Origin of the sequence: Streptomyces tsukubensis, from assembly GCF_003932715.1 — a bacterium.
In the GTDB taxonomy this organism is placed as follows: Bacteria; Actinomycetota; Actinomycetes; order Streptomycetales; family Streptomycetaceae; genus Streptomyces; species Streptomyces tsukubensis.
The window spans coordinates 4,524,538-4,544,928 of record NZ_CP020700.1 but is presented as its reverse complement, the minus strand read 5'-3'; the positions used below and the strand labels follow the sequence as shown (position 1 = coordinate 4,544,928).

The following is a 20,391-nucleotide window of genomic DNA, read 5'->3' as shown; positions in this document are numbered from 1 at the left end:
GGCCGACCGTCAGAAGGGGGTGCTCCGGGTCCTTCCCCTCACCCAGTTGTCGAAGGTGCACGACCGGCCGCCGGACTTCAGCGGCATGATCCGTTCGGTCGTCGCCGTGGCGTCGAACCACACGGTTCCCGCCAGCGGGCCGGTGACGACCAGCAGGGTGGAGAATCCGCAGCCGTCGTCCTGGATCACCACGCAGCCGGCCGTCATCCGGTCCATGTACGCGTTCATCTCCGCGTCCCAGGCCTCGTACGCCGCATCGAAGGCCGCGGGGTCGGAGAAGTCGTCCCGGGACGGCATGAGGGCGTCCGGATCCGTGTCGGGATGCGGGAAGTCGGTGGCGAGGAGGTGGTAGTCGATGGTGTACGAGGTCTCCCAGCGCCAGCCCTCGGGGGTCCGGCGCAGCGGGTTGACCCCACGCACACCGAATGGTTCGAGGAGATACGTCCGGTACTCCGCGGGGAAGGTGATGCCGAACTCCGCCTCCGCCTCGCGGATCTCGTCCTCCGTGAGCCGCGGTCCGCCGTCCCCGCGGCGTTCGCGCGGACGGCTCGGGTCCCGCTCCTCGTCCGGCGTCGGACCCACCAGCTCGTACAGCCGGACGGCTCCGCGGCCGATCCGGCTCGCGCCGCGCACGACCGCGTCGATCAGTTCCTCCACGCCCTGCCCCCCGACCTCGGTTCCGACCACTCACCCTATGCCGTCGGAGCGGTCTTCGCGCAGGTCAGGCAGTGGATATACGTGGCCTTCCGGCTCAGCGGCTGCCGCGGCGGCGGCGGCGCCTCCGCTCGCTGCGCTGGTGGTCGGCGACATCCTTGATGTCCAGACCCAGCAGAACGGCCTCCCCGATCGCCAAGGCATTCCGGCCGACCCAGACGACGGTGCGCACCACGGCGCCTCCCAGCTCCTCCATAGGTCCCCGACCCCGTTCCGCTCCTGCGCCCGGGCGCACCGGGCGGCTTCCGTTCTTGATCAAAACGACGCCGGGCGGCCCGGAACGGTTGCACACGCCCGGTGGGCTACTCCTCGTCGCCCCGGTGCGGAACGCCCGTCGCGTACGGGTTCTCCTCGCCCTCTCCGAGGATCCCGCGGAACGGCTCCCCCTCGCCCGCGAAGACGTACGCCCCGCCTTCGATGCGGGCGATCAGGGCGAGCGTCCACTCCCTGCCGAAGTCGGCGGAGGCAATCCAGAGGTTCATGATCTCGCCGATATGACCGAGCTGCTCCGGCCCCTGCGCCGGGTCGTAGTACTCGGCGGTCGCGGTCTTCCAGCCCTCCATCGCGTCGATCCGCCGCCGCAGCAGGCCGACCGCCTCGGCGCGCTCCAGCTCGACGATGAAGCCGAGACCCGCGGAGAGGGAGTCCATCTTCTGCTCCCAGTTGATCAGCGATTCGCGGAGCAGGGAGAAGAACTCCTCGGTGCCGGCCGCGGTGATCTCGTACTCGGTGCGCGGGGGGCCGCCCGCCGTGGAGGGGGCGATCTCATGGGCGAGCAGCAGCCCTTGCTTCGCCATCTGCTTGAGGGCGTGGTAGATCGACCCGGGTTTGGCGTTGGACCATTCGTGGGCGCCCCAGTACTCCAGGTCGTTGCGGACCTGGTAGCCGTGCGCCCGTCCGTGCTGGCGCACGGAGCCGAGGACCAGCAGCCGGATCGCCGACATGACGGGACCACCTCTTCTCTCTTCCCGGCCCTCCTCACCGAGGAAGACTCTTCAACTTTGACTAGAGTACTCAATTTTGAATACTCTGCACCCATGGCCGAGAAGACGATCCCACTCCTCCCGTGTCACTCCCCTCTCATGGCGGACGTCGTCGCCTTCTACGAAGCCCTCGGCTTCATCACGACCCTCCGCCAGACCAGCCCCTACGCCTATGCCGTCGTCGAGCGCGACGACATCGAACTCCAGTTCTTCGGGATGAAGGAGTACGACCCCGCCGCCTCGTACTCCGGCGTCTATGTCCTGACCGAGGATGTGGACGGTATGCACACCGCGTTCCGCGCGGGGCTCAAGGCGGCGTACGGCCGGATCCCCTCCCGGGGCCTGCCTCGTATCGGGCCCGTGAAGGACATGTCGTACGGGGTACGGCAGTTCCTGGTGACGGATCCGACCGGAAACAGCCTGCGGATCGGGCAGCTCACGGGTGAGGAAGGCGCGGACGGCACCATTCCGCCCGCGCCGAAGGAGCCGTTCGAGCGGGCGCTCCACCATGCGGTGCTGTTCGCCGACTCCAAGGAGGACCTGCCGGCCGCCGCGCGGGTCGTCGGCCGGGCGCTGGACCGTACGGACCGTACCCCCGCTGCCGTACAGCTGCTGAAGCTGCTGGTGCTGGGCGGCGATATCGCGCAGCGGCAGGGGGACGACACGGCGGCCCGGGAGCTGCTGGCCCGGGCCGGTGCGGTGCCGCTGTCCGCGGAGGAGCGGGAGGCGGTACGGGACGACCTGGCCCGGCTCGCGGAGCTGACGGACACGGCGGGCTGACGGCCGGGCGCCCCAGAGGGCGGGGCCGGGCAGGCGCGCGGCCCCCAGGGACCCCGTGGGACCCTCAGGCGGCCCCCGCCGCCTTCGCCTCCGCCGCCTCCTGCTCCAGGGCCACCAGCGCGAAGGCCGTCTGTCCGTCGAGGGACTCGCGGACGATGTCCGCATGCCCCGCGTGGCGCCCGAACTCCTCCACCAGATGGACCAGGAACCAGCGCATCGACACCCGCTCGCCCTGGGGGAACCAGGGGGCTTCGGGCAGCGGGAAGGTGTCGTCCATGGACGGTACGGCGCGGATGAACTCCTCCGTCTCCGCGGCGATCCCGGCCCAGAACTCCAACGTCTCCTCGACGGTCTCGCCGTCCTGGAGGACGAAGGCCTCGCCCCAGGTCTCCCGGGTGCGGGCCCGCTCGTTCTCCCGCTGCTGGGCCAGCCGGAGCCAGTTCAGCTCCACCTCGGCCACATGCTTCAGCAGCCCGCCGAGCGTCAGTTCGCTTGCGCTCGGCCTGCTGACGGCCTGCTCACGGCCGAGCCCGAGCACCGAGCGGCGGATCGCACCGCGCTGGGCCTCGACGAAGGAGAGCAGGGTGCCCCGCTCGTCACCGGGATCGCCCGAGGGAACGTGGATGACCATGGAATCGCCTTCCGCCCGCTTTCAAGAAGAGGCTCCCGCCCTCCTTCCGACACCGCAAACGCTACGGGCCATCGAGGACAGATGCTGTCCTCGATGGCCGGTCGGCTGCGAGTCAGAAGGGGAAGCGGGACCTGCCGTGCTGGACGGAGATCCACTTCTGGGTCGTGAACGCTTCGATCATCGACTCGCCGTTGAGGCGTCCGCTGCCCGAGTGCTTCTCGCCGCCGAAGGGCACGATCGGCTCGTCGTGGACCGTGGAGTCATTGATGTGGATCATGCCGGTGTTGATCCGCTTGGCCAGGGCGACCCCGCGCTCCACATCGGCGGTGTGGACCGCGCCGCTGAGCCCGTACGGGGTGTCGTTGGCGATCCGTACCGCCTCGTCCTCGCCGTCGAACGGGACGATCAGGGCCACCGGGCCGAAGATCTCCTGGCCGAGCACCGGGGAGTCGGTGGCGATTCCGGTGAGGACCGACGGTTCGACCAGATTGCCGTCCGCGCCGCCGTGCAGCAGCGCCGTCGCGCCGGCCGCGACGGTCTGCTCGACCAGGGAGGTGACGGCGTCGGCCTGGCGGGAGTTGATCAGGGGGCCGATATGGGTGGCCGGGTCGGCCGGGTCCCCGACCTTCAGCGTGCGCACCTTGGCGACGAACTTCTCGGTGAACTCCTGCTCGACGCTGCGGTCGACCAGGACGCGGTTGGCGGCCATGCAGACCTGGCCCTGGTGGACGTACCGGCTGAAGACGGCCGCGTCGACCGCGTAGTCGATGTCCGCGTCGTCCAGGACGATCAGCGCGCTGTTGCCGCCGAGCTCCAGGATCGCCCGCTTGAAGTTGGCGGCGCAGACCGTGGCCACGTGCTGGCCCACCTTGTCCGAGCCGGTGAAGGAGATCGCCTTCGGCACCGGGTGCTCGATCAGCGCGTCACCGATCTCCGCGATATCGGTGATCACGACATTGAGCAGGCCCGGCGGCAGCCCCGCGTCCTCGAAGACCTTGCCGACCAGGGAGCCACCGCAGATGGGGGTGTTCTGGTGGGGCTTGAGGACCACCGCGTTGCCGAGCGCCAGTGAGGGCGCGACGGACTTGATGGAGAGCAGGAAGGGGAAGTTGAAGGGGCTGATCACACCGACGACCCCGACGGGGAGGCGGTAGACCCGGTTCTCCTTGCCGTCCACCGGTGACGGCAGGATCCGGCCCTCGGGCCGCAGCGACAGCTGGATGGCCTCGCGCAGGAACTCCTTGGCGAGGTGGAGTTCGAATCCGGCCTTGATATGGGTGCCGCCCAGCTCGGCGATGATCGCCTCGGTGATCTCGGCCTCACGGTCCTCGATGATCCGCAGGGCGTTCTCGAAGACGGCGCGTCGGGCATAGGGATTGGTCTCGGCCCACGCCGTCTGGGCCCGTTCCGCGGCGCGGTACGCCTGGTCCACCTCGGCGGCGGTCGCGACCGGAATGGAGGCCAACTTCTCCCCGTTGAAGGGGTTGAAGTCGATGATGTCCCAGGAACCGGTCCCGGGCCTCCACTCGCCGTCGATGTACTGCTGGGCCAGCTCGGTGAACAAGGACATGGTGAGTCGAATCCTTACCCTCGGGTTCCCCTGAATCGCATGACGGGTCGTGTCACTGATGTCACGTCACTATACGTTCGGTAAGCCGGAGTTGGCGTAGACCACGTCGGCAAAAAACGGCCCATGGGCAGGCCGGGACCGGTCGCGGCCGGACGGCGAGGGCGTCCGGGCGGCGGCACCGGACGTAAAGAAGAGGCCGGGGAGAACCGAGGGCGAAGGGGAGAGAAGGGGGAGAGAAAGGGAAAGGATTCGGGGGGGCGGGAGGGGTTCGAGGGAAGGGGGAGCTTCGCGGGAGCGGGAAGGGGTCAGGTGAGCTGGAGCAGTCCGCGCAGGATGTCCCGGCTCTCGGCGGGATCGGGGCTGTCCTCCTGGAGCCGCTTCATCGCCTTCTCGTACTGCTGCACCTCTTCGGCCTTGTCGATGTAGAGCGCGCTGGTCATCTGCTCCAGATAGACGATGTCGGAGAGGTCGGACTCCGGGAAGCGGAGCATGGTGAAGGCGCCGCTCTCGCCCGAGTGGCCGCCGAAGCTGAACGGCATCACCTGGAGCGTGACGTTCGGCATCTCGGAGATGTCGATCAGGTGCCTCAGCTGTCCCTGCATCACCGCGCGGTCACCGTACGGCCTGCGGAGCGCCGCCTCGTCGAGGACCGCGTGCAGATGCGGGGCGCGTTCGGAGACGAGCACCTTCTGCCGCTCAAGCCGCAGGGCGACCCGGCGGTCGGCGTCGGCGCGGGTGGCGTCGGGGGTGCCGCGCATCACGACGGCATGGGCGTACGACTCGGTCTGGAGCAGCCCGTGGACGAACTGCACCTCGTAGATACGGATCAGGGAGGCCGCGGCCTCCAGTCCGACATATGTCTGGAACCAGCCGGGCAGCACATCGCCGTACCGCTGCCACCAGCCGGCGATATTGGCCTCTTTGACCAGTCCGAGCAGTGCTTCCCGTTCGGTCTCGTCGGCCACTCCGTAGAGCGTCAGCAGGTCCTCGACGTCCCTCGCCTTGAAACTCACACGACCCAACTCCATGCGGCTGATCTTTGATTCCGATGCACGGATCGAATAGCCGGCCGCCTCGCGGGTGACGCCGCGCGACTCCCGCAGCCGCCTGAGCTGAGAGCCCAGCAGGATGCGCCGCACCACGGATCCGCCACCCGGGCCCTGGGCCCAGGACTCACCTGCGGTCACGACTCGACCCTCCCCATCCTTCTGTCCCGTCCGTCCTGTCGTCCGACGCTTCGGGGCACCCCGAGCGGCCCGCCTCCCGGCGGGACTCACGGCCGACGGCGCTGCCGCCGTTCCCCGCTGCTTCATCTCTACAGGTTCTTCACCTCGGCGTGGAGTACCCCCGGAACCCCAAGTGCCGGATTCTGCCACCAAATCACTCCGGGCCGTACTCATCCGGTTACTGAAATGGGAAGCACTTGGGGAGCCCATGGAACAGATGAGAGGAAGATATCCGCCTCAATGGCTACAAGAGCGGACAGCGGTCCTGCGTGCACGTGCATCTGCCCTTGCATCTGCCCTACGCATTGGGAACCATGGTCCCCGCGCACCTGCGTGCTCGTTCGTGTTGAAACGTCACTGAAGCGTCACAGCCGCGATTCCCGGGAGTGCCTCGCATGGGGACGAATGGATCGACCATGCTAGAGCCGTTAAGGCAAGGGCTTCCCCCGATTGATCCCGCACAGGCCCTCAGCTCGGCCGCCTGCTCCCTGTCCTCCCGCTACGAAGCGGTGCGCGGGGCGCGGCAGTTCACCAAGGCGACGCTCAAGGAATGGGATCTGTACGACCACTTCGACGATATCGCCCTGGTCGTCTCGGAGCTGGTCACCAACGCGCTGCGGCACGCCCTGCCGGACGAGCCGGCCCGTGAGACCTTCCTGCCTCCCGTACGCCTGCATCTGATGCGGTGGCCCGGGCGGCTGGTGGTGGCGGTACGGGATCCCAGCGCGCAGGGTCCCGGCGGCACCGACCGGCGCAGCGGCGCCGAGCGGCTCGACCGTCTCGACCGCGTGGACGGGCTCGACCGGATGGACGGGCCGGGCCGGATGGACGGGCGCGACAGCTTCGACGGGCCGGGCCGGGTGGATGTCCTGGAGCGGACCGAGAGCCCTTTCGAGGGGCTGGAGGGCCTCGGGGGACGCTTCCCTGATCCCGACGGTACGGCCGAGTCCGGCCGGGGGCTCTTCCTGGTCGACGCCTATGCCGACAGTTGGGGCTGGCATCCGCTCGCCGGAGCGCTGCACGGCAAGGTCGTGTGGGCGCTGTTCAGGCTGGCTTGAGCGGGGAGGGCCGGGCCGCGCCCCCGGGGTCCTGAGACTCCGGGGCGAGCGCGGCCGGGCCACGGGAGCGGGTCCGCCTTCGGGCGGGCCCGCTCCCGCGTTTCCGGACGGGATGCAGCAGGGGCCGTCAGTTCTCCGCGATCAGATGGTCGAACTCCCCGTCCTTGATGCCCAGGAGCATCGCTTCGATCTCGGCGGGCGTGTAGACCAGCGCCGGACCGTCCGGAAACCGGGAATTGCGTACCGCCACGCCCCCTCCGGGCAGCTTGGCGAATTCCACGCACGATCCCTGGGAATTGCTGTGCCTGCTCTTCTGCCAGACGACCCCGTGAAGCTCCGCGGCCGCCATGCCGTTGTACGCGTGGTGCACGAGTAGCTCCCGAGGTACAAGGTGCATGTGTCAACTGTCGGGGATCATAGCTGTGTTTCGCGTGCATCTGCATGAGCATTCGCACGGGCAGATGCACGTGCACGCGGGGTGGTGCTGCGGTTACGCACATGAAGGGCCTCCCGGATCCGGCCGGCCGTGCCACGGTCGGCTCCGGGGGTGGGGCGTACGGGCGGGTTCCCTCGTACATAGGAGAAAGACGCGTAAGCGAGCTGTCAGGCTCCCGTTTTCAGGTAACAGTCCGGACAGTGGGACGGTCCGGTGCCTGCTACCTTGGCGCGCACTTTCCATCCGACACCCCGGGGGACCCCAGATGCGTGCAAGGACGTCCGTGTCCATGGCGGCGGTCGCGGCCGCGGCCGCGCTCGGTGCGGCGCTCGTACTGACCGGTTGCAGCAGCGACGACGGAAAGTCGTCGTCGGAGAAGGCCGGTGGTTCCGGCGGCACCGGGGACAAGCCCGCGGCATCGGGCCCGGCGGAGCCCGGGGCCGACGGCGGCACGGACAGCGGCGCCGACGGCGGCACGGACGGCGCCAAGACCGCTCCGGCCGATGTCGAGGGCGCCTGGACCGGTGTCACGGACGGCAAACCGCTGAGCCTCGCCGTCACCCAGGGGAAGGCCGTCCTGATGGCGGAGGGTGCGGCATGCACCGGCGAGCTGGCCGACCACGGTTCGCTGATGCTCGCCCTGAAGTGCGCCGACGGCTCGAAGACGCGCACGATGGGAACGGTCGCAGTCGCGAACGGGGAACTGACCGTGGTCTGGGACGGCGGGATCAAGGACACCTTCACCAAGGTCGCGGGCGGCACGCTGCCGAAGGAGCTGAAGGATCTGGAGAAGCTGAAGGACCTGCCGCAGTACACGGGCCAGGGCTCCTAAGGTCTTTCCGGTGGATCGGGCCGGGGCGGCGTGGGTTTCGGGTCCGGCCCGGCCTTCGGCGGGAGCGCGTCGGACAGTTCGTCGAGCGCCTCGCCGACGAGGGCCGCGCCGGGGTCGATGATCTCGTGGCTCTCCTCCCAGGCGGCCAGCGCCTCCTCGACCCGCCGCCACTCGGGCCGCCGGCGCTCCCGGACCGCCTTGGCCGCCCGTTCGGCGTCGGCGCGCAGGGCCTTCGCGAGGCCGGCCGCCGCCGGTACCGGGGTGTCCTCGTGGGCGGGCAGATGGGCCTCCATCAGCATGGCGCCCCGGCCCAGTTTGCCGAGGGCTTCCCCGGCCGCGTCCGCCGCCGCATGGGACAGGCCCCGGTTCCTTACCGGCTCGTCCGCCGCCCGGCTCAGGGCGTCCTGCCAGGCCAGGCGGGCATCGCGGGCCGCGAGCAGGGCCCGGCGGATGTCCTGCCCGGCGTCGTCGGGTTCGCCGGGCCTCGCGTAGTGGTCGACGACGGCCGCGGCGTAACGGCAGTCCGCGAGCAGCCAGTCCGCGAGCCGGTTGCGCAGCCGGGGCGTCTCCCAGGCCGGGTAGACCGCGTACGACAGCATCGCCAGCAGTCCGCCGATCAGGGTCAGCACGATCCGTTCCGGCACGGTCTGCCCGGCCTCCTCGCCGCCCATCCACAGCAGGCAGACGACATAGGCGGAGATGCCGACGTTGGCGGCCGCGTATCCCGTGCGCAGCACCAGATACGTACCGAAGGCGCAGAGCACGGCGAGCGCGGCGGCCGCGTACGTGCCCGGGTTCGCGGTCTCGACGACGGCCGTGGCGACCCCGACGCCGACCAGGGTGCCGCCGAAGCGGGCGACGGAGCGGGCGTACGTCTGGGAGAAGTCGGGCCGCATCACCATCACCGCGGTCATGGGCGCCCAGTAGCCGTGGCCGAGGGGCAGGGCGGTGCCCGCGAGATAGCTCGCGACGACGACGGTGGCGCCCCGGACGGCATGCCGCAGTACGGGTGAGCCGCGCCGCAGTTCGGCCCGGACGGTCCGCAGCGCGCCGGGCAGCAGCTTCAGCAGGGAGGGCCGGTCGCGGTGGCCTGCGGCTGCGCCTTCGCCTCGGGCGGTCTCGGTGACGTCGGCGAGCAGGGCGGAGAGGCGGAGCGCGGCCCGGCGCGGCGGGCCGGTCAGCAGGGCGTCCGTGTCGGGGGTACGCAGGGCGGCGAGGGCGGGGGCGGGCAGCCGGGGCGGTTCGCCGTGCCGTACGGCCTGGGCGGCGGCGTCCAGTACGGTCGCGGCGGCGGCCAGCAGTTCCCGTACGCGCTCCCGCTCCGGCCCCTGCTCGGGGACGCCGAACGCCGGGTCGGCGAGGGAGGCGAGGACGGGCCTGAGCTTCTCCGCGACGCCCCGGGCGCCATGGAGTTCGGCGGGGCGGCGGCGGGCCTGCCGGGGGCTGACGGCGGCGGCGCTGCGGGCCCGCATCAGCGGTTCCGGGTCGAAGGCGGCGGTCGGGTCGCGGCGGAGCCTGCGGGCGTAGTCGGCCTCGGCGGCGAGCGCGTCGGCCAGGGCGTCGCGCTGGGCGCCCCAGCGGCGGACGGGCAGCAGCACGATCAGCGCGGCCTGGACGACTCCGCCCGCGGCGATCACGGCGGCGTGTCCGGCGGCGGTGGCGACGGAGGTCGGCAGGGTGATCGTGACCAGCATGATCGCCACATTGGACGAGGCGATGATGCCGACGGTCGGGCCGAGTCCCCAGGCGAGCCCCGCGGCCAGGGTCCAGACCGCGATCAGGAGGATGAACAGGGCGAGATGGCCGACCGTGAGATAGCCGACGAAGGTGGAGACGGCGAGGGAGCCGCCGGAGGCGAGGGCGAGTACGGGCCGGGGCCGCCAGCTGCGCTGGAAGGTCGCGATGACGGCCTGGAAGGCGCCGAAGGCGGAGCTGACGGCGGCCAGCGGGCCGAAGAGCGCGAGCGTACCGACGACGACGATGGCCAGACCGAGGGCGCCGCGGAGGGCGAGAAGGGGTTCGAGGCCGGTGCGGTCGATGGTGAGTCCGGAGCGTGCGGTCTCCTTCAACGCCCGGTACCAGGTCATGGTCTGAGGCTATATCGACCGCTTTGCCCATGAGGGCTGGGCGCGTCGGCACCCCGGTCCGTATCGCCGGAGTAATCGTTTGACGGTGGGATGGGCCGATCACAGACTGACGGGCATGCCCGCTGCCGAAGCGCACCGGATCCGCCCGTGACCGCACCGGAACCGCCCCTGAGCCCACCGGATCCACCCGTGAAACCGCCGGAAGCGCCCGTGAACCCGCCGGAAGCGGCCGCGGGCACGGGTGCGGTCGACACCCGGTCCCTGCTGGCCCCCCTCCGGAGCCGCCCCTTCCGCAATCTGGTGGTGGGCCGGACGACGACCCAGCTCGCCAATGCGATGGCCCCGGTGGTCCTCGCGTTCGCCGTGCTCGACCTGACCGGCTCCGCGGTGATGCTGGGCCTGGTCGTCGGCGCCAGGTCGATCGCGAACGTCCTGCTCATCCTGTTCGGCGGGCTCCTCGCCGACCGGCTGCCCCGCGCGGTCATCCTCCAGGGCGCGAGCGTGGGCGCGGCCCTGTCCCAGGCGGCGGTCGCGGCCGGGGTCCTGCTGGACCTGACGTCCATGGGGCTGCTGGTGTTCCTGAGCGTGATGAACGGCGCGCTGGCCGCGGTCTCCCTCCCGGCGACCGCCGCGCTGGTGCCCCAGGTGGCGCCGAAGGACCTGCTGCGCGGGGCGAACGCGGTGACCCGGATGGGCGTCAACCTCGGCGTGATCGCGGGCGCTTCCCTCGGCGGGCTGCTGGCGTCGACGGCCGGTCCCGGCTGGGGCATGGCGGTCAGCGCGCTGGTGTTCCTGGGCGCGGGGGCCGCCTACCACGGTGTCCGGGCCCCGCGCCCGCCCGCCGACGGGCCGCGCTCCCGGCCGCTGCGCGAACTGCGCGAGGGCTGGACCGAATTCACCTCCCGTACCTGGGTGTGGGTGGTGGTCTGCCAGTTCTTCGTGGTGAACGCGGTCGCTTCCGGCAGCATCCATGTCCTCGGCCCCACCATCGCCGACTCCACCTTCGGCCGTACGGCCTGGGGCTTCGTCCTGGCGGCGCAGATGGTGGGGGCATTCGTCGGCGGTTTCGTCGTGGCCCGCTCCCGCTCGCGCCATATGCTCCGCATCGGTGTCGCGGTCGTCGCCCTGGACGCGCTCCCGCTGATCGCCCTGGCGGAGGCGGCACCGCTGGCGCTGCTGTTCGCGGCGATGTTCGTCAACGGCATGGCCATCGAGCAGTTCGGGGTCGCCTGGGACCTGTCCCTCCAGGAGAACGTCCCGGCGGACAAGCTGGCCCGGGTCTACTCGTACGACATCCTGGGCTCCGTCCTCGCCCTCCCGATCGGCGAGATGGCGGCCGGGCCGCTGGCCGAGGAGTACGGGACGCGGACGACGCTGCTGGGCGGGGTGCTGCTGAGCACGGCGGCCACGGCGGGGGCGCTGTGCAGCAGACAGGTCAGATCGCTGACGGTACGGGGCGGGGGCGACCGGGCGGCCGGGGGCACGGATCCTCAGGGCCCGGGGCAGCAGGTCACGGAGCAGCAGGTCTCCGGTCCGCAGGTCCGGGAGCAGCGACCGTCGCCGGAGGACGAGGTTCCGGAGAGAGCTCCGCAGTAGTCCGGGCAGACCCGGGCCGGCTTGCCGGCGGAAGGCCGTTAAGCCGCGGCGGACGGCGGGCGGCGCCGGACCGGGGCGCGCCCGGCAGCTGCCCGAAGCGATGCGCCGCCGTGGTGTCAGGACCCGGCCGCGTCCTCCTTGAGCGTGTGCGCGACCAGCGCGTTGGCGTGGCCGTGCCCCAGACCGTGCTCGGTCTTCAGCCAGGTCACCAGCTCCGAGTGCTTGGTCAGCGGCGAGGCGCGGATCAGCTCCTGCCATTCCGCGATCGGACGCCCGTACTTCTTCTCGATGGAGGGGAAGTAGAAGGCGGGGCCCTTCGGCGGGGTGGCGGCGGCGCTCTCGGTCATGGCGGGATTCCTTCGTCGAACGGGCGGCCGGCGGGGTTGCCGACACGAGTAAGACGTTCATCATCGGGGAAACTCATCGGCATTCCCTGATCACGCATGGAAAACTTTCCGCCATGTCACATGATCACCAGAGCGGCGCCGTGCTGAGCGTCGGAGACCGGGACGCCGAGCTGAGCAAGAACCTCTCGGACGGGCTCGACGAGGTCAACTTCCCCGCGACCGGGACCACGGCGGCCGACCAGACCGGCCTGTCGGTGAAGGCCGTGGACGGCGAGGGCCGGCTGATCGGCGGGCTGACCGGCTGGACCTGGGGCGGGCTGCTCGGTATCGACATGCTGTGGATCCGCGAGGACAGCCGCCGGGACGGCTGGGGCGGGAAGCTGCTGCTGGCCGCCGAGGAGGAGGCCCGGCGGCGCGGCTGCGACCGGGCCTGCGTCTCCTCGTTCACCTTCCAGGCGCCGGGCTTCTACCAGCGCCACGGCTACCGGGAGACGGGCCGCACGCTCGGCATTCCGGGCGGGGCGGAGGACGTCCACATGTTCAAGGAGTTCGGTCCGGACGGCGAGGCGCGGTAGGACCGGCGGTACGAAGGGGCGGTACGAGGGGGGCGGTACGGGGCCTCAGCGCGCCGGGGGTGCCGGGGGTGGCGAGAAGTCGATGTCGGCCGCGGGCAGTACCCGGATGCTGCGGCCCGGGAAGCGGATCGACCGGAATATCGCGTTGTGATGGGCCACGGACGCCTCCGGCGCCGCAAAAGGGCTCTGCTCCGGCCGTACGGATGTGAGGTGGCCGTCCTCGACGAGCAGCAGGTCGTAGCCGTGACTCAGCGCCTGACGGGCCGTCGTGTCCACACAGATCTCCGTGGCGAAGCCGGTGACGACGACCTCCGTGACACCCAGCCCCCGGAGCACCGTGTCCAGGTCGGTGCCCAGGAAGCTGTCGGCACTGGTCTTGTGGACGACCGGCTCGTCCTCGCCGGGTGCGATCCCGGGCGCGACCCGCCAGCCGTCCGTGCCGGGCTCCAGCCCGTCGCCCCGGTGCTGGACGGTCACCACCGGCACCCCGGCGGCCAGGGCCCGGGCCCGCAGCCCGGCGACGGCGGTGAGTACCGGGTCCGGCCGGTGGGCGATGGACACCAGGGTGTTCTGGAGGTCGATGACGAGGAGCGCGGCGGAGTGCGGCATGGGGCCACGGTAGGGCCCGCGGACCCGTACCGCAGGGAAGTTTCGCGGCGGCTCGGGCCGCCCGGGTCCGGGCGCGGCGCGAGCCCTGGCGGATCAGTCGTGGTTGTGGGTGGAGGTGGTGTCCGCCGGGGGCTCCTCCCGGCCGCCGTCGCGGCCGGTGACGAGGATTGCGACCAGGACCACGAGGACCGCCGCGGCGGCTGCCCGGCCCGCAGCGCGCGCCGTCCACAGCGGCTTGCCGCCGCCGGGGACCGCCGCGAGCGCGGGGAGACGCTCCGAGCGGCGGGCCGGAGACAGGAGCCGCGCCAGGAAGAGCGCGGCGATCGGGATCTGGAGCAGCCAGACGGAGGTGCGGAACCAGCCGTCGTACCAGACGTTCGTGCCGTACAGCAGGGTGTGCCAGACGCTCAGGACGTAGACGACGAGGACGAAGCGGTGCAGGACCCGCCAGGTCTTCGGGCCGATGCGGTGGCGTATGTAGAACAGCAGGCCGAGCGGGATCGCGAGATAGAGCGCGGCCTGGCCGACGGGGATCGCGATCCGGCCGGTGCCGGATTCGTAGCCGCCGGGGACGAACGTCTCGACGAAGGCGGTCCAGGCCGCCCCGTACCAAGCGGCGTCGTTGTGCCGGATCAGCTCCGCGGCGAACAGCAGGGCGTGGGCGGCGATCAGCGCGATGGTGTTGAGGCTGGTGGTGCGGTGGAGGCGTTCCAGCCGGGGGCCGGAGAGGGGCAGCCGGGCGGGCCGGGGGCCGGACAGCAGCAGCCCGAGGACGACGGTGATCCACGCCCACAGCAGCGCGGACCAGCCGAAGGCCTGGCTGAGGAAGTAGAGCAGGAAGGCCTCGGGGTCGTCGGCCATGAACGGCATGACGGTGGCGGTGGACGAGGCGCGGGAGTTGATCCGGGCCCAGATCAGGGCGGAGAGGGCGGCGGTGATGGCGAGGGCCACGAGCCCGTCGGGCCAACTGGCCCGGAGGTCGGAGCGGAGGGTCACCCGGCCGGCTTTGGCCGCTCCGGTCCGGGGGCCGGGCACGGAGGAGCCCTCGGCGGACGGACTCCCGGTGGCGCGGGCGTCCCCGGGCGCGCCTCCCCCTGCGGCCTCCTGACCGAGGGTCCGCCCCGGCCCGGGGCCGGTCGGGGGCGCGTTCTCGGCGTCGGGAGCGGTGCGCTCCGGCGGGGGCTGCATCGGATCCGCTCCTTGGCTCAAAAGGGTGCTCGTCCACCTAGTGGTCGTCCCGAATGGCCATCGAGTTCCCGAGGAGCTTCCGTGATGTGCGTCACAGCTTCGCCAGTCGCGTGAAAGCCCTCCAAACAGCGATATCGCCGTGGTACCGACACTCCCGAAGCCTCGTGTCGCGCTGGCACCATGAGCCGCATGAGAGCCGGATCGGGACTCCGCCTCGCGCACACCGCGGTACTCGTCGCGGTGTGCGTCGTGGTGTCCGGAACCGGACACGCCCTGGCCTCGGGCACCTCACTGCCCGCCGCCGCCTACGGCATCGCCGTACCCCCGGTCTGCTTACTGGCCTGGCGGCTGACCCGAAAGGAACGTTCCGCCGGGGTCGTCGTCTCCGTCGGCGCGGCGGTCCAGGCCTTCCTCCATCTGCTCTTCGGGGCCGTACCGCACGGCTCCGGATCCGGCGGGGCGCACCACGGGGCCGGGCACACCGCTCCGTACGGTACGGCCGGTGAACTGCCGCTCCCGGTGCCCGGATCCACCTCCGGGCCACCGTCCGGGCTGCCGCCCGACGGCGCGTCCGCCACGGCATCGGCACTTTCCGCGATCTCCTCGGTCTACGAGTTCGCCTCCGGTTTCGCATCAGGGTTCGTCTCCGGACTCACGGCCGCTTTCACCTCCGGCCCGACCGCCTCCATGACCGCCGCGCACCTCGCCGCCGGAGCCGTCTGCGGCTGGTGGTTCTGGCACGGCCAACGCGCCCTCGCCCGGATCGCCCTGGCGCTCCACCTCTTCCTGCGCGGCCGGCTGCGCCTCGCCCGCGCGGTGCTCCACGGCGCGTACGCCGTACTGCCGCCGGAGAGCGTCCGCCCGCCCCGACCGCGCCCGCAGCGGGTACGCCTCCCCGCATCCCTGCTCCTGCTGCGGGCGGTCACCCGCCGCGGGCCCCCGCTCCTTCCGTCCTGACTCCCCCTTTCCCCTCCCCCACCTCCCCGGGGACAGCTCGGACGCGAAGGACTTTTTGTCATGCTCTATTCACCCGTTGACATCCGTGCCGCGCAGGACCACGGCCCGGGCCGCCGGGACGCCCAGATCACCGACTGGGCCCTGGCCGCGGGCTCCGGCGACCGCCGGGCCACGGAGTTGTTCGTGGAGGCGACGTACGAGGACGTACGACGCTTCGTCAGCCGTCTGACGTACGGCGGCGGCCCCCTCGACGCGCCCGGCGGCGCGGACGATCTGGCGCAGGAGACCTACGCCCGCGCCCTGACCAGCCTCAGCGGCTTCGCCGGACGCAGTTCGGCACGGACCTGGCTGCTGACGATCGCCCGCAGGGTGGTCGTCGACGGCATCCGGCGGGCCGCGGCCCGGCCCCGGATCGCCGATACCGCCGACGACTGGCTGGGCGCGGCCGAACACGCCCAGCAGCTCCGGCAGACACCCGGCTTCGAGGAGTCCGTGGCGTTCCGGGACGCGCTGTGCGCACTGGAGCCGGGGCGCCGCCAGGCGTTCGTACTGACCCGGCTCCTCGGCCTCTCCTACGCGGAGGCCGCGGACCTCCTGGGCTGCCCGGTGGGGACCATAAGATCCCGGGTGGCCAGGGCCCGGCGCGAGCTGGCCGGGGTCTGGCTGAATCAGCTCCCCGAACCGGAACCGGAACCGGAAGGGGAAGCGGAGGCAGGCCCGGAGCCCGGTGCCGGAACCGCGGCCGGGGCTGTGGTTCTCGCCGCCGCCTGATCCCGCCGGGCCCGGCCCACCGCCCACCCCGCCACCGGCAGCAGCAGGCTCTGGGCGGCCACCGCCAGCCAGAACAGGCCCGTGTCACCCGCCCGTTCGGCGGCCCCGTACAGCGGGCCGCCGAACAGGGCGGCCGCCGCCGCGCCGAAGCCCGCCGCCAGCCGCTGACGGCCGAAGACGGTCGCGGCGGGCGCGGCCGATCCGGCGAGCGCCTCCAGCTCGTTGCGGAGGAACAGCACGGCCTCGGCCCAGCACATCAGCGCGGCCCCCGCCGCGATCCCCACCGGCCCGCCGGTCGCCAGCCCGGCCGTGCCCAGCGCCATCGCGCCGAAGCCCAGCCGCAGCGCCCGCCCGTACGGCAGCTCCGCCGTCCACCGGGCCAGCAGCGGCTGGAGGACGGCGAGCAGCAGCGCGTACGCCATCAGCAGGAAACCGTAGGAGGCGGCGGACATCCGGGGGATCGCGTACAGCGCCAGATAGTGCTGGAAGTACATGAAGACGTAGACCGAGAGGAGGGCGTACGCGAAGGGGGCACGCTCCGCGGGCGCGAAGGGCTCCCGCGGCGGGCGCCCCCGCACCCCGGTACCCCGGTCCGTCCGGCCCGTCCGGCCCGTCCGGCTCGTCCGGTCGCCGTCCTGTACCGGCGGCAGCAGCGCATGCGCCCCGCACACCGCCGCGAACAGCAGCGCGACCGCACCGAACAGCGCCGTCGGCTCGCTCAGGACGAACGGCGCCGCCGCCACCGGCCCCAGCGCGACGCCCGTGGTGAACGCCGAGCCGCTGAGCGCCAGCAGCCTCGGCCGCTCCTCCTCCGGCCGGCCCGCGACCAGATACGCCTTGTTGGCGGGGAGGTACAGCGCCGCACCGGCCGACACCAGCAGCAGCGCCACCACCGCGAGCACCGGCCCGCCGCCGCCCGGGGCGAAACAGGCGAAGCCGGCCGTACGGACCGTCAGCGCGGTCAGCATCGTGGCCCGCAGCCCGATCCGGCGGGCCAGCGCGGCCCCGAACACTCCCCCGCCGAACTGGATGAGGGAGGCGGCCGCCAATACCGCGCCGACCGTGCCGAGCCCCAGCCCCCACCTGCCGTGGAGGAGAACGGACATATACGGCAGGACGGCGAAGCTGCCGACCGTGATCAGGAACGAGGCGCCCAGGAGCAGCAACTGGTGGCGGGTGAGCGGCGCACGGCGCCCCGCCCCCTTGCCTGCCGTTCCGGCCCTCACAACGCCCGGGCCCTGGGCCGTGCCGGCCTAGCCATCCGCCATCAGCGGCCGTACGGTCGCCGCCGCGCACCACGCCCGGTGCTGCGCCAGTTCGGCCGTGGCCGCCTCCGCGAGCACCATCCCGGTGCAGCCGCGCTGGTCCCCGAGGTCCGTGACGGTGTCCCCCGGGGCGCGTACGGGATACCACTCCACCGTGCCGGGGAACGCGGCGAGCCCGTCGAGGCCCTGCCATCCGGTCAGGGTCCCGGGCCGGTCCGGGTAGACGAGGACGAACGCGACGGCGGGCCCCTCGAAGGGGGCCACCAGGGGCCCGTCCATCAGGGACGGCCGCCGGCCGAGGGTGGTTTCGACCAGGGCGTCGTAGACGTCCGCGCCCAGGGCCCGGCAGAGCGCCTCACCGATCAGGGCGCCGCCGATCCGCCGGTTGATCTCGACGAGTTCGGGGCCGTGGGCGGTGTGGACGTACTCGACATGGGCGAAGCCCCGGTCGTGTCCGGCGGCGGCGAGGACCTCCGCGACCCAGCGGGCGACGGCCTCGCGTTCGCCGGGCGGCAGGGCGACCGGGAAGGCCGCGCCTTCCTCCCGTACGGCGGGGGACCGCGAGGTCAGCCTGCTGGCGACGCCCAGCAGCCGGGTCTCCCCCTTCCAGCTCAGGGTCTCCGCGCTGTACAGCGGCCCGGCGAGGAACGGCTCGGCGAACAGCCGCCCCTTCAGGCCCGCCCGGCCCGACGCCGCCTCGGCGAGTGCGGTCCGCAGCCCGCTCTCGTCGTGGACGATCCACACCGCCCGCGACGAGGTGCCCGCCGAGTCCTTCAGCACGGCGGGCAGTTCGACGGCGCCGAGGTCCCCGGTCGCGGTGCCCCGGCTGAGCCCGGCCGCGTACAGCCGCTGCCGGACGAGGGCCTTGTCGCGCAGGACGCGTACGGCCGCCGGATCGGGCCCGGGCAGCCCCAGCTCGGCGGCGAGATCGGCGGCCGGGACGCTCCAGGTGTCGGTGGTGTTGACCAGTCCGGCGAGATCGGGGAGGGCGGCCAGGGCGCGGCGTACGGCGTCCTGGTCGGTGGTGTCGGTGTCGACGACGTCGAGGATGCCGTCGGGCATGGCCGCCAGCTCGTGGCGGTAGACCGTGCGGTCGGAGGTGAGGAGGACGAGCCGGTGTCCGGCGACGGCGGCGGCGAGCGCGAGGCGTTCGAGGCCGAAGGAGAGGGCTTCGAGGGCGGCGATGGTCATCGGGGGCCTCCGGAGGTCACCGGGTCCGTACAGGTCACAGGGTCTCTACGGGCCGCCGTGTCCTCCGTACGGATCAGCGGGTCCGTACGGGTCGCCGGGTCCGTACAGGTCAGTGGGTCCGCGCAGGTCGCCGGGTCCGTGCAGGTCAGCGGTTCCGTGCGGGCCACCGCGCCCGGCGGGGCGGCGCGGCCCGCCCACTCCATGACCGCCCACGGGGGCCGCAGTTCACCGAGGCCGGTGATCCGTTCGGGGCGCAGGGCGGCCGGGTCCAGCGCCTCGGTGTGGCGGGCGAAGACGCGTTCGGTGTAGCGGTGGCCGGTGTCGGCGCCGAGCACGAGGTACGTACCGGGAGCCGGGGCGTCCGGATCGTCCGGATCGCAGCCCGGGCGGTCCCCGGCGGCCTCCCAGCGGGCGACGAGATGTGCGGCCCCCGTCGAGAGCCCCGCGAAGACGGCGTGGCGGCGCAGGAGTTCCACCGTGCCCGCCATGGCGTGCCGGAAGTCCAGCCAGTGCAGGGTGTCGTACAGCTCGTGCCGGACATTGCCGAACGGGATGGAGCTGCCGATTCCGGCGATGATGGCCTCCGGATCGCTGAAGCCCTCGCTGCCGAACGTGACACTGCCGAAGGGCTGGACCCCGATCAGCCGCACCCGGCGGCCGCTCTCGCGCAGGGCCGCCGTCAGCCCGCCGGTGGACGCGCCGGTGCCGACCGCGCCGACGACGGTGAGCGGCCCGGGCGGCAGGGCGGCGGTGACGAGCCCGGCGAACTCGCGGTAGCCCGCGTGGTGGACCCGGTCGTGGTACTGCCGCATCCAGTGGACGTCGGGCCGCCCGGCGAGGAGCGCCCGGACGTGCCGGACCCGCCGCTCCTGGTCGAGGCGGAGGCTGTGCGACGGGGGCATCTGGTCGACGGTCGCGCCCAGGACGTCGAGCTGGGCGCGGAGGCCGGCGTCGACCGTGGTGGAGGCGACGATATGGCAGCGGAGCCCGTAGCGGTGGCAGGCGAGGGCGAGCGCCAGCGCGTAGATACCGCTGGAGCTGTCGACGACGGTGTGGCCGGGTCCGATCCGGCCGGACTCCAGCAGGGTGCGTACGGCGCCGAGGGCGGCGTACACCTTCATCGTCTCGAAGCGGGCGAGGACGGTGGTGGGGGTGAGCCGGACGAAGGCGGGGGCCTTGAGGGCGTCGGTGATGTGCTCGTGGACGACGGCCGGGGCCTTCCCGGGACAGTGGGGGAGGGGAACGGGCATGGTGTGGGGTCCTCCGGTGGGGGCGAAGGGGGCGCGGGCCGGACCGGGTGGGGGGACCGGGTGAGGGGACCGGGTGGAGCATTGGCCGTGCCCTGTCGCCTGAGTAGTCGTACCGCAAGCCGGGTGAGTTCCCGGGGAGCCGCGGGAAGTTTCGGGCCGGTCGCGGCCCGCGGCCCCGGGGCGCCCGGGCCGGGCCCGGCCCCACGGCGCCCTGCTCTGCCTTGCCCCGTCCCCGCCGCGCGGCGCGGCGCGCCATGCCCCCCGTCCCCGTCGCTCAGCCGCGCCCCCGCGCCCCCGCGCCCCCGCCCCGCCGCTCGGTCGCCCT

Annotated in this window: 21 protein-coding genes; 7 read left to right on the top strand and 14 right to left on the bottom strand. The window is 72.4% G+C overall.

What is annotated here, in order from left to right; genetic code table 11:
* Positions 1–9 precede the first annotated feature (9 nt).
* From B7R87_RS18595 to B7R87_RS18585, 3 genes are all read right to left on the bottom strand, one after another.
* Positions 10–657, bottom strand: a complete 648-nt coding sequence (locus tag B7R87_RS18595; protein WP_233168872.1) for an SMI1/KNR4 family protein — start codon at positions 655–657, stop codon at positions 10–12.
* Positions 658–751: 94 nt separating this feature from the next.
* Positions 752–910, bottom strand: a complete 159-nt coding sequence (locus tag B7R87_RS18590) for a hypothetical protein (protein ID WP_157997790.1) — start codon at positions 908–910, stop codon at positions 752–754.
* 106 nt (positions 911–1,016) lie between these two features.
* Positions 1,017–1,658 (bottom strand): PadR family transcriptional regulator, encoded by a 642-nt coding sequence (locus B7R87_RS18585; protein ID WP_006347527.1) that lies wholly within the window; start codon positions 1,656–1,658, stop codon positions 1,017–1,019.
* Between the two features lie 93 nt (positions 1,659–1,751).
* Here B7R87_RS18585 and B7R87_RS18580 point away from each other — a divergent pair, with 93 nt between their 5' ends.
* Positions 1,752–2,477, top strand: a complete 726-nt coding sequence (locus B7R87_RS18580; protein WP_006347528.1) for a bleomycin resistance protein — start codon at positions 1,752–1,754, stop codon at positions 2,475–2,477.
* 64 nt (positions 2,478–2,541) lie between these two features.
* Here B7R87_RS18580 and B7R87_RS18575 read toward each other — a convergent pair whose 3' ends face one another.
* The 3 genes from B7R87_RS18575 to B7R87_RS18565 all read right to left on the bottom strand — a co-directional run bounded on the left by B7R87_RS18575 (position 2,542) and on the right by B7R87_RS18565 (position 5,817).
* Positions 2,542–3,108, bottom strand: a complete 567-nt coding sequence (locus tag B7R87_RS18575) for a DinB family protein (protein WP_006347529.1) — start codon at positions 3,106–3,108, stop codon at positions 2,542–2,544.
* Positions 3,109–3,220: 112 nt separating this feature from the next.
* Complete coding sequence (locus B7R87_RS18570) at positions 3,221–4,678, bottom strand: aldehyde dehydrogenase family protein (RefSeq protein ID WP_006347530.1); 1,458 nt, start codon at positions 4,676–4,678, stop codon at positions 3,221–3,223.
* A 305-nt stretch (positions 4,679–4,983) separates the two neighbouring features.
* Positions 4,984–5,817 carry a helix-turn-helix domain-containing protein gene (locus B7R87_RS18565; protein WP_187144621.1) on the bottom strand — a complete coding sequence of 278 codons (834 nt, stop codon included), beginning with the start codon at positions 5,815–5,817 and terminating at the stop codon, positions 4,984–4,986.
* Between the two features lie 503 nt (positions 5,818–6,320).
* Between B7R87_RS18565 and B7R87_RS18560 the strand changes: the two genes are divergently transcribed.
* Entirely contained in the window at positions 6,321–6,962 is a 642-nt protein-coding gene (locus B7R87_RS18560; protein ID WP_078902207.1) for an ATP-binding protein, read from the top strand.
* A 127-nt stretch (positions 6,963–7,089) separates the two neighbouring features.
* On the opposite strand, the gene B7R87_RS18555 is transcribed toward B7R87_RS18560, so the two are convergent.
* Positions 7,090–7,332 carry a DUF397 domain-containing protein gene (locus tag B7R87_RS18555; protein ID WP_006347533.1) on the bottom strand — a complete coding sequence of 81 codons (243 nt, stop codon included), beginning with the start codon at positions 7,330–7,332 and terminating at the stop codon, positions 7,090–7,092.
* 355 nt (positions 7,333–7,687) lie between these two features.
* Here B7R87_RS18555 and B7R87_RS18550 point away from each other — a divergent pair, with 355 nt between their 5' ends.
* Entirely contained in the window at positions 7,688–8,230 is a 543-nt protein-coding gene (locus B7R87_RS18550; protein WP_006347534.1) for a hypothetical protein, read from the top strand.
* On the opposite strand, the gene B7R87_RS18545 is transcribed toward B7R87_RS18550, so the two are convergent.
* Complete coding sequence (locus tag B7R87_RS18545) at positions 8,227–10,317, bottom strand: FUSC family protein (protein WP_130584948.1); 2,091 nt, start codon at positions 10,315–10,317, stop codon at positions 8,227–8,229. The genes B7R87_RS18550 and B7R87_RS18545 overlap by 4 nt on opposite strands.
* A gap of 210 nt (positions 10,318–10,527) precedes the next feature.
* Here B7R87_RS18545 and B7R87_RS18540 point away from each other — a divergent pair, with 210 nt between their 5' ends.
* Positions 10,528–11,913 carry an MFS transporter gene (locus tag B7R87_RS18540; protein ID WP_006347537.1) on the top strand — a complete coding sequence of 462 codons (1,386 nt, stop codon included), beginning with the start codon at positions 10,528–10,530 and terminating at the stop codon, positions 11,911–11,913.
* 116 nt (positions 11,914–12,029) lie between these two features.
* On the opposite strand, the gene B7R87_RS18535 is transcribed toward B7R87_RS18540, so the two are convergent.
* Positions 12,030–12,260, bottom strand: coding sequence for a DUF4287 domain-containing protein (locus tag B7R87_RS18535; RefSeq protein WP_006347538.1), 231 nt, complete (start codon positions 12,258–12,260; stop codon positions 12,030–12,032).
* A gap of 113 nt (positions 12,261–12,373) precedes the next feature.
* Between B7R87_RS18535 and B7R87_RS18530 the strand changes: the two genes are divergently transcribed.
* A complete protein-coding gene (locus B7R87_RS18530) occupies positions 12,374–12,835 on the top strand; it encodes a GNAT family N-acetyltransferase (RefSeq protein ID WP_006347539.1) in 462 nt (153 codons plus the stop codon).
* Between the two features lie 45 nt (positions 12,836–12,880).
* Here the strand turns inward: B7R87_RS18530 and B7R87_RS18525 are convergent, their stop codons facing one another.
* Together B7R87_RS18525 and B7R87_RS18520 are read right to left on the bottom strand one after the other, a co-directional pair.
* Positions 12,881–13,444: an isochorismatase family protein gene (locus B7R87_RS18525; RefSeq protein WP_006347540.1), complete on the bottom strand. Its 564-nt coding sequence runs from the start codon at positions 13,442–13,444 to the stop codon at positions 12,881–12,883.
* A 93-nt stretch (positions 13,445–13,537) separates the two neighbouring features.
* Complete coding sequence (locus B7R87_RS18520) at positions 13,538–14,395, bottom strand: ferric reductase-like transmembrane domain-containing protein (protein WP_391117541.1); 858 nt, start codon at positions 14,393–14,395, stop codon at positions 13,538–13,540.
* Between the two features lie 426 nt (positions 14,396–14,821).
* Here B7R87_RS18520 and B7R87_RS18515 point away from each other — a divergent pair, with 426 nt between their 5' ends.
* Together B7R87_RS18515 and B7R87_RS18510 are read left to right on the top strand one after the other, a co-directional pair.
* On the top strand, positions 14,822–15,589 hold the full coding sequence (locus tag B7R87_RS18515; protein ID WP_006347542.1) for a hypothetical protein: 768 nt from the start codon (positions 14,822–14,824) through the stop codon (positions 15,587–15,589).
* Positions 15,590–15,649: 60 nt separating this feature from the next.
* Positions 15,650–16,360: a sigma-70 family RNA polymerase sigma factor gene (locus tag B7R87_RS18510; RefSeq protein ID WP_006347543.1), complete on the top strand. Its 711-nt coding sequence runs from the start codon at positions 15,650–15,652 to the stop codon at positions 16,358–16,360.
* Here the strand turns inward: B7R87_RS18510 and B7R87_RS18505 are convergent.
* From B7R87_RS18505 to B7R87_RS18495, 3 genes are read right to left on the bottom strand one after another with little or no spacing between them, the layout of a single operon-like run.
* Complete coding sequence (locus B7R87_RS18505; protein ID WP_130584950.1) at positions 16,258–17,586, bottom strand: MFS transporter; 1,329 nt, start codon at positions 17,584–17,586, stop codon at positions 16,258–16,260. The genes B7R87_RS18510 and B7R87_RS18505 overlap by 103 nt on opposite strands.
* A 27-nt stretch (positions 17,587–17,613) precedes the next feature.
* The gene (locus tag B7R87_RS18500) at positions 17,614–18,816 is read right to left on the bottom strand and encodes an ATP-grasp domain-containing protein (protein ID WP_006347545.1); all 1,203 of its coding nucleotides are present in this window, start codon (positions 18,814–18,816) and stop codon (positions 17,614–17,616) included.
* Positions 18,813–20,066, bottom strand: coding sequence for a pyridoxal-phosphate dependent enzyme (locus B7R87_RS18495; protein WP_006347546.1), 1,254 nt, complete (start codon positions 20,064–20,066; stop codon positions 18,813–18,815). Before B7R87_RS18495 ends, B7R87_RS18500 begins: the two co-directional genes overlap by 4 nt.
* Positions 20,067–20,391: the final 325 nt, after the last annotated feature.

Excerpts from the sequence above, each read along its gene's own strand:
- B7R87_RS18590 (WP_157997790.1), bottom strand. The coding sequence starts at position 910 with ATGGAGGAGCTGGGAGGCGCCGTGGTGCGCACCGTCGTCTGGGTCGGC.
- B7R87_RS18585 (WP_006347527.1), bottom strand. The coding sequence starts at position 1,658 with ATGTCGGCGATCCGGCTGCTGGTCCTCGGCTCCGTGCGCCAGCACGGA.
- B7R87_RS18580 (WP_006347528.1), top strand. The coding sequence starts at position 1,752 with ATGGCCGAGAAGACGATCCCACTCCTCCCGTGTCACTCCCCTCTCATG.
- B7R87_RS18575 (WP_006347529.1), bottom strand. The coding sequence starts at position 3,108 with ATGGTCATCCACGTTCCCTCGGGCGATCCCGGTGACGAGCGGGGCACC.
- B7R87_RS18570 (WP_006347530.1), bottom strand. The coding sequence starts at position 4,678 with ATGTCCTTGTTCACCGAGCTGGCCCAGCAGTACATCGACGGCGAGTGG.
- B7R87_RS18560 (WP_078902207.1), top strand. The coding sequence starts at position 6,321 with ATGCTAGAGCCGTTAAGGCAAGGGCTTCCCCCGATTGATCCCGCACAG.
- B7R87_RS18550 (WP_006347534.1), top strand. The coding sequence starts at position 7,688 with ATGGCGGCGGTCGCGGCCGCGGCCGCGCTCGGTGCGGCGCTCGTACTG.
- B7R87_RS18545 (WP_130584948.1), bottom strand. The coding sequence starts at position 10,317 with ATGACCTGGTACCGGGCGTTGAAGGAGACCGCACGCTCCGGACTCACC.
- B7R87_RS18535 (WP_006347538.1), bottom strand. The coding sequence starts at position 12,260 with ATGACCGAGAGCGCCGCCGCCACCCCGCCGAAGGGCCCCGCCTTCTAC.
- B7R87_RS18530 (WP_006347539.1), top strand. The coding sequence starts at position 12,374 with ATGTCACATGATCACCAGAGCGGCGCCGTGCTGAGCGTCGGAGACCGG.
- B7R87_RS18525 (WP_006347540.1), bottom strand. The coding sequence starts at position 13,444 with ATGCCGCACTCCGCCGCGCTCCTCGTCATCGACCTCCAGAACACCCTG.
- B7R87_RS18515 (WP_006347542.1), top strand. The coding sequence starts at position 14,822 with ATGAGAGCCGGATCGGGACTCCGCCTCGCGCACACCGCGGTACTCGTC.
- B7R87_RS18510 (WP_006347543.1), top strand. The coding sequence starts at position 15,650 with ATGCTCTATTCACCCGTTGACATCCGTGCCGCGCAGGACCACGGCCCG.
- B7R87_RS18500 (WP_006347545.1), bottom strand. The coding sequence starts at position 18,816 with ATGACCATCGCCGCCCTCGAAGCCCTCTCCTTCGGCCTCGAACGCCTC.
- B7R87_RS18495 (WP_006347546.1), bottom strand. The coding sequence starts at position 20,066 with ATGCCCGTTCCCCTCCCCCACTGTCCCGGGAAGGCCCCGGCCGTCGTC.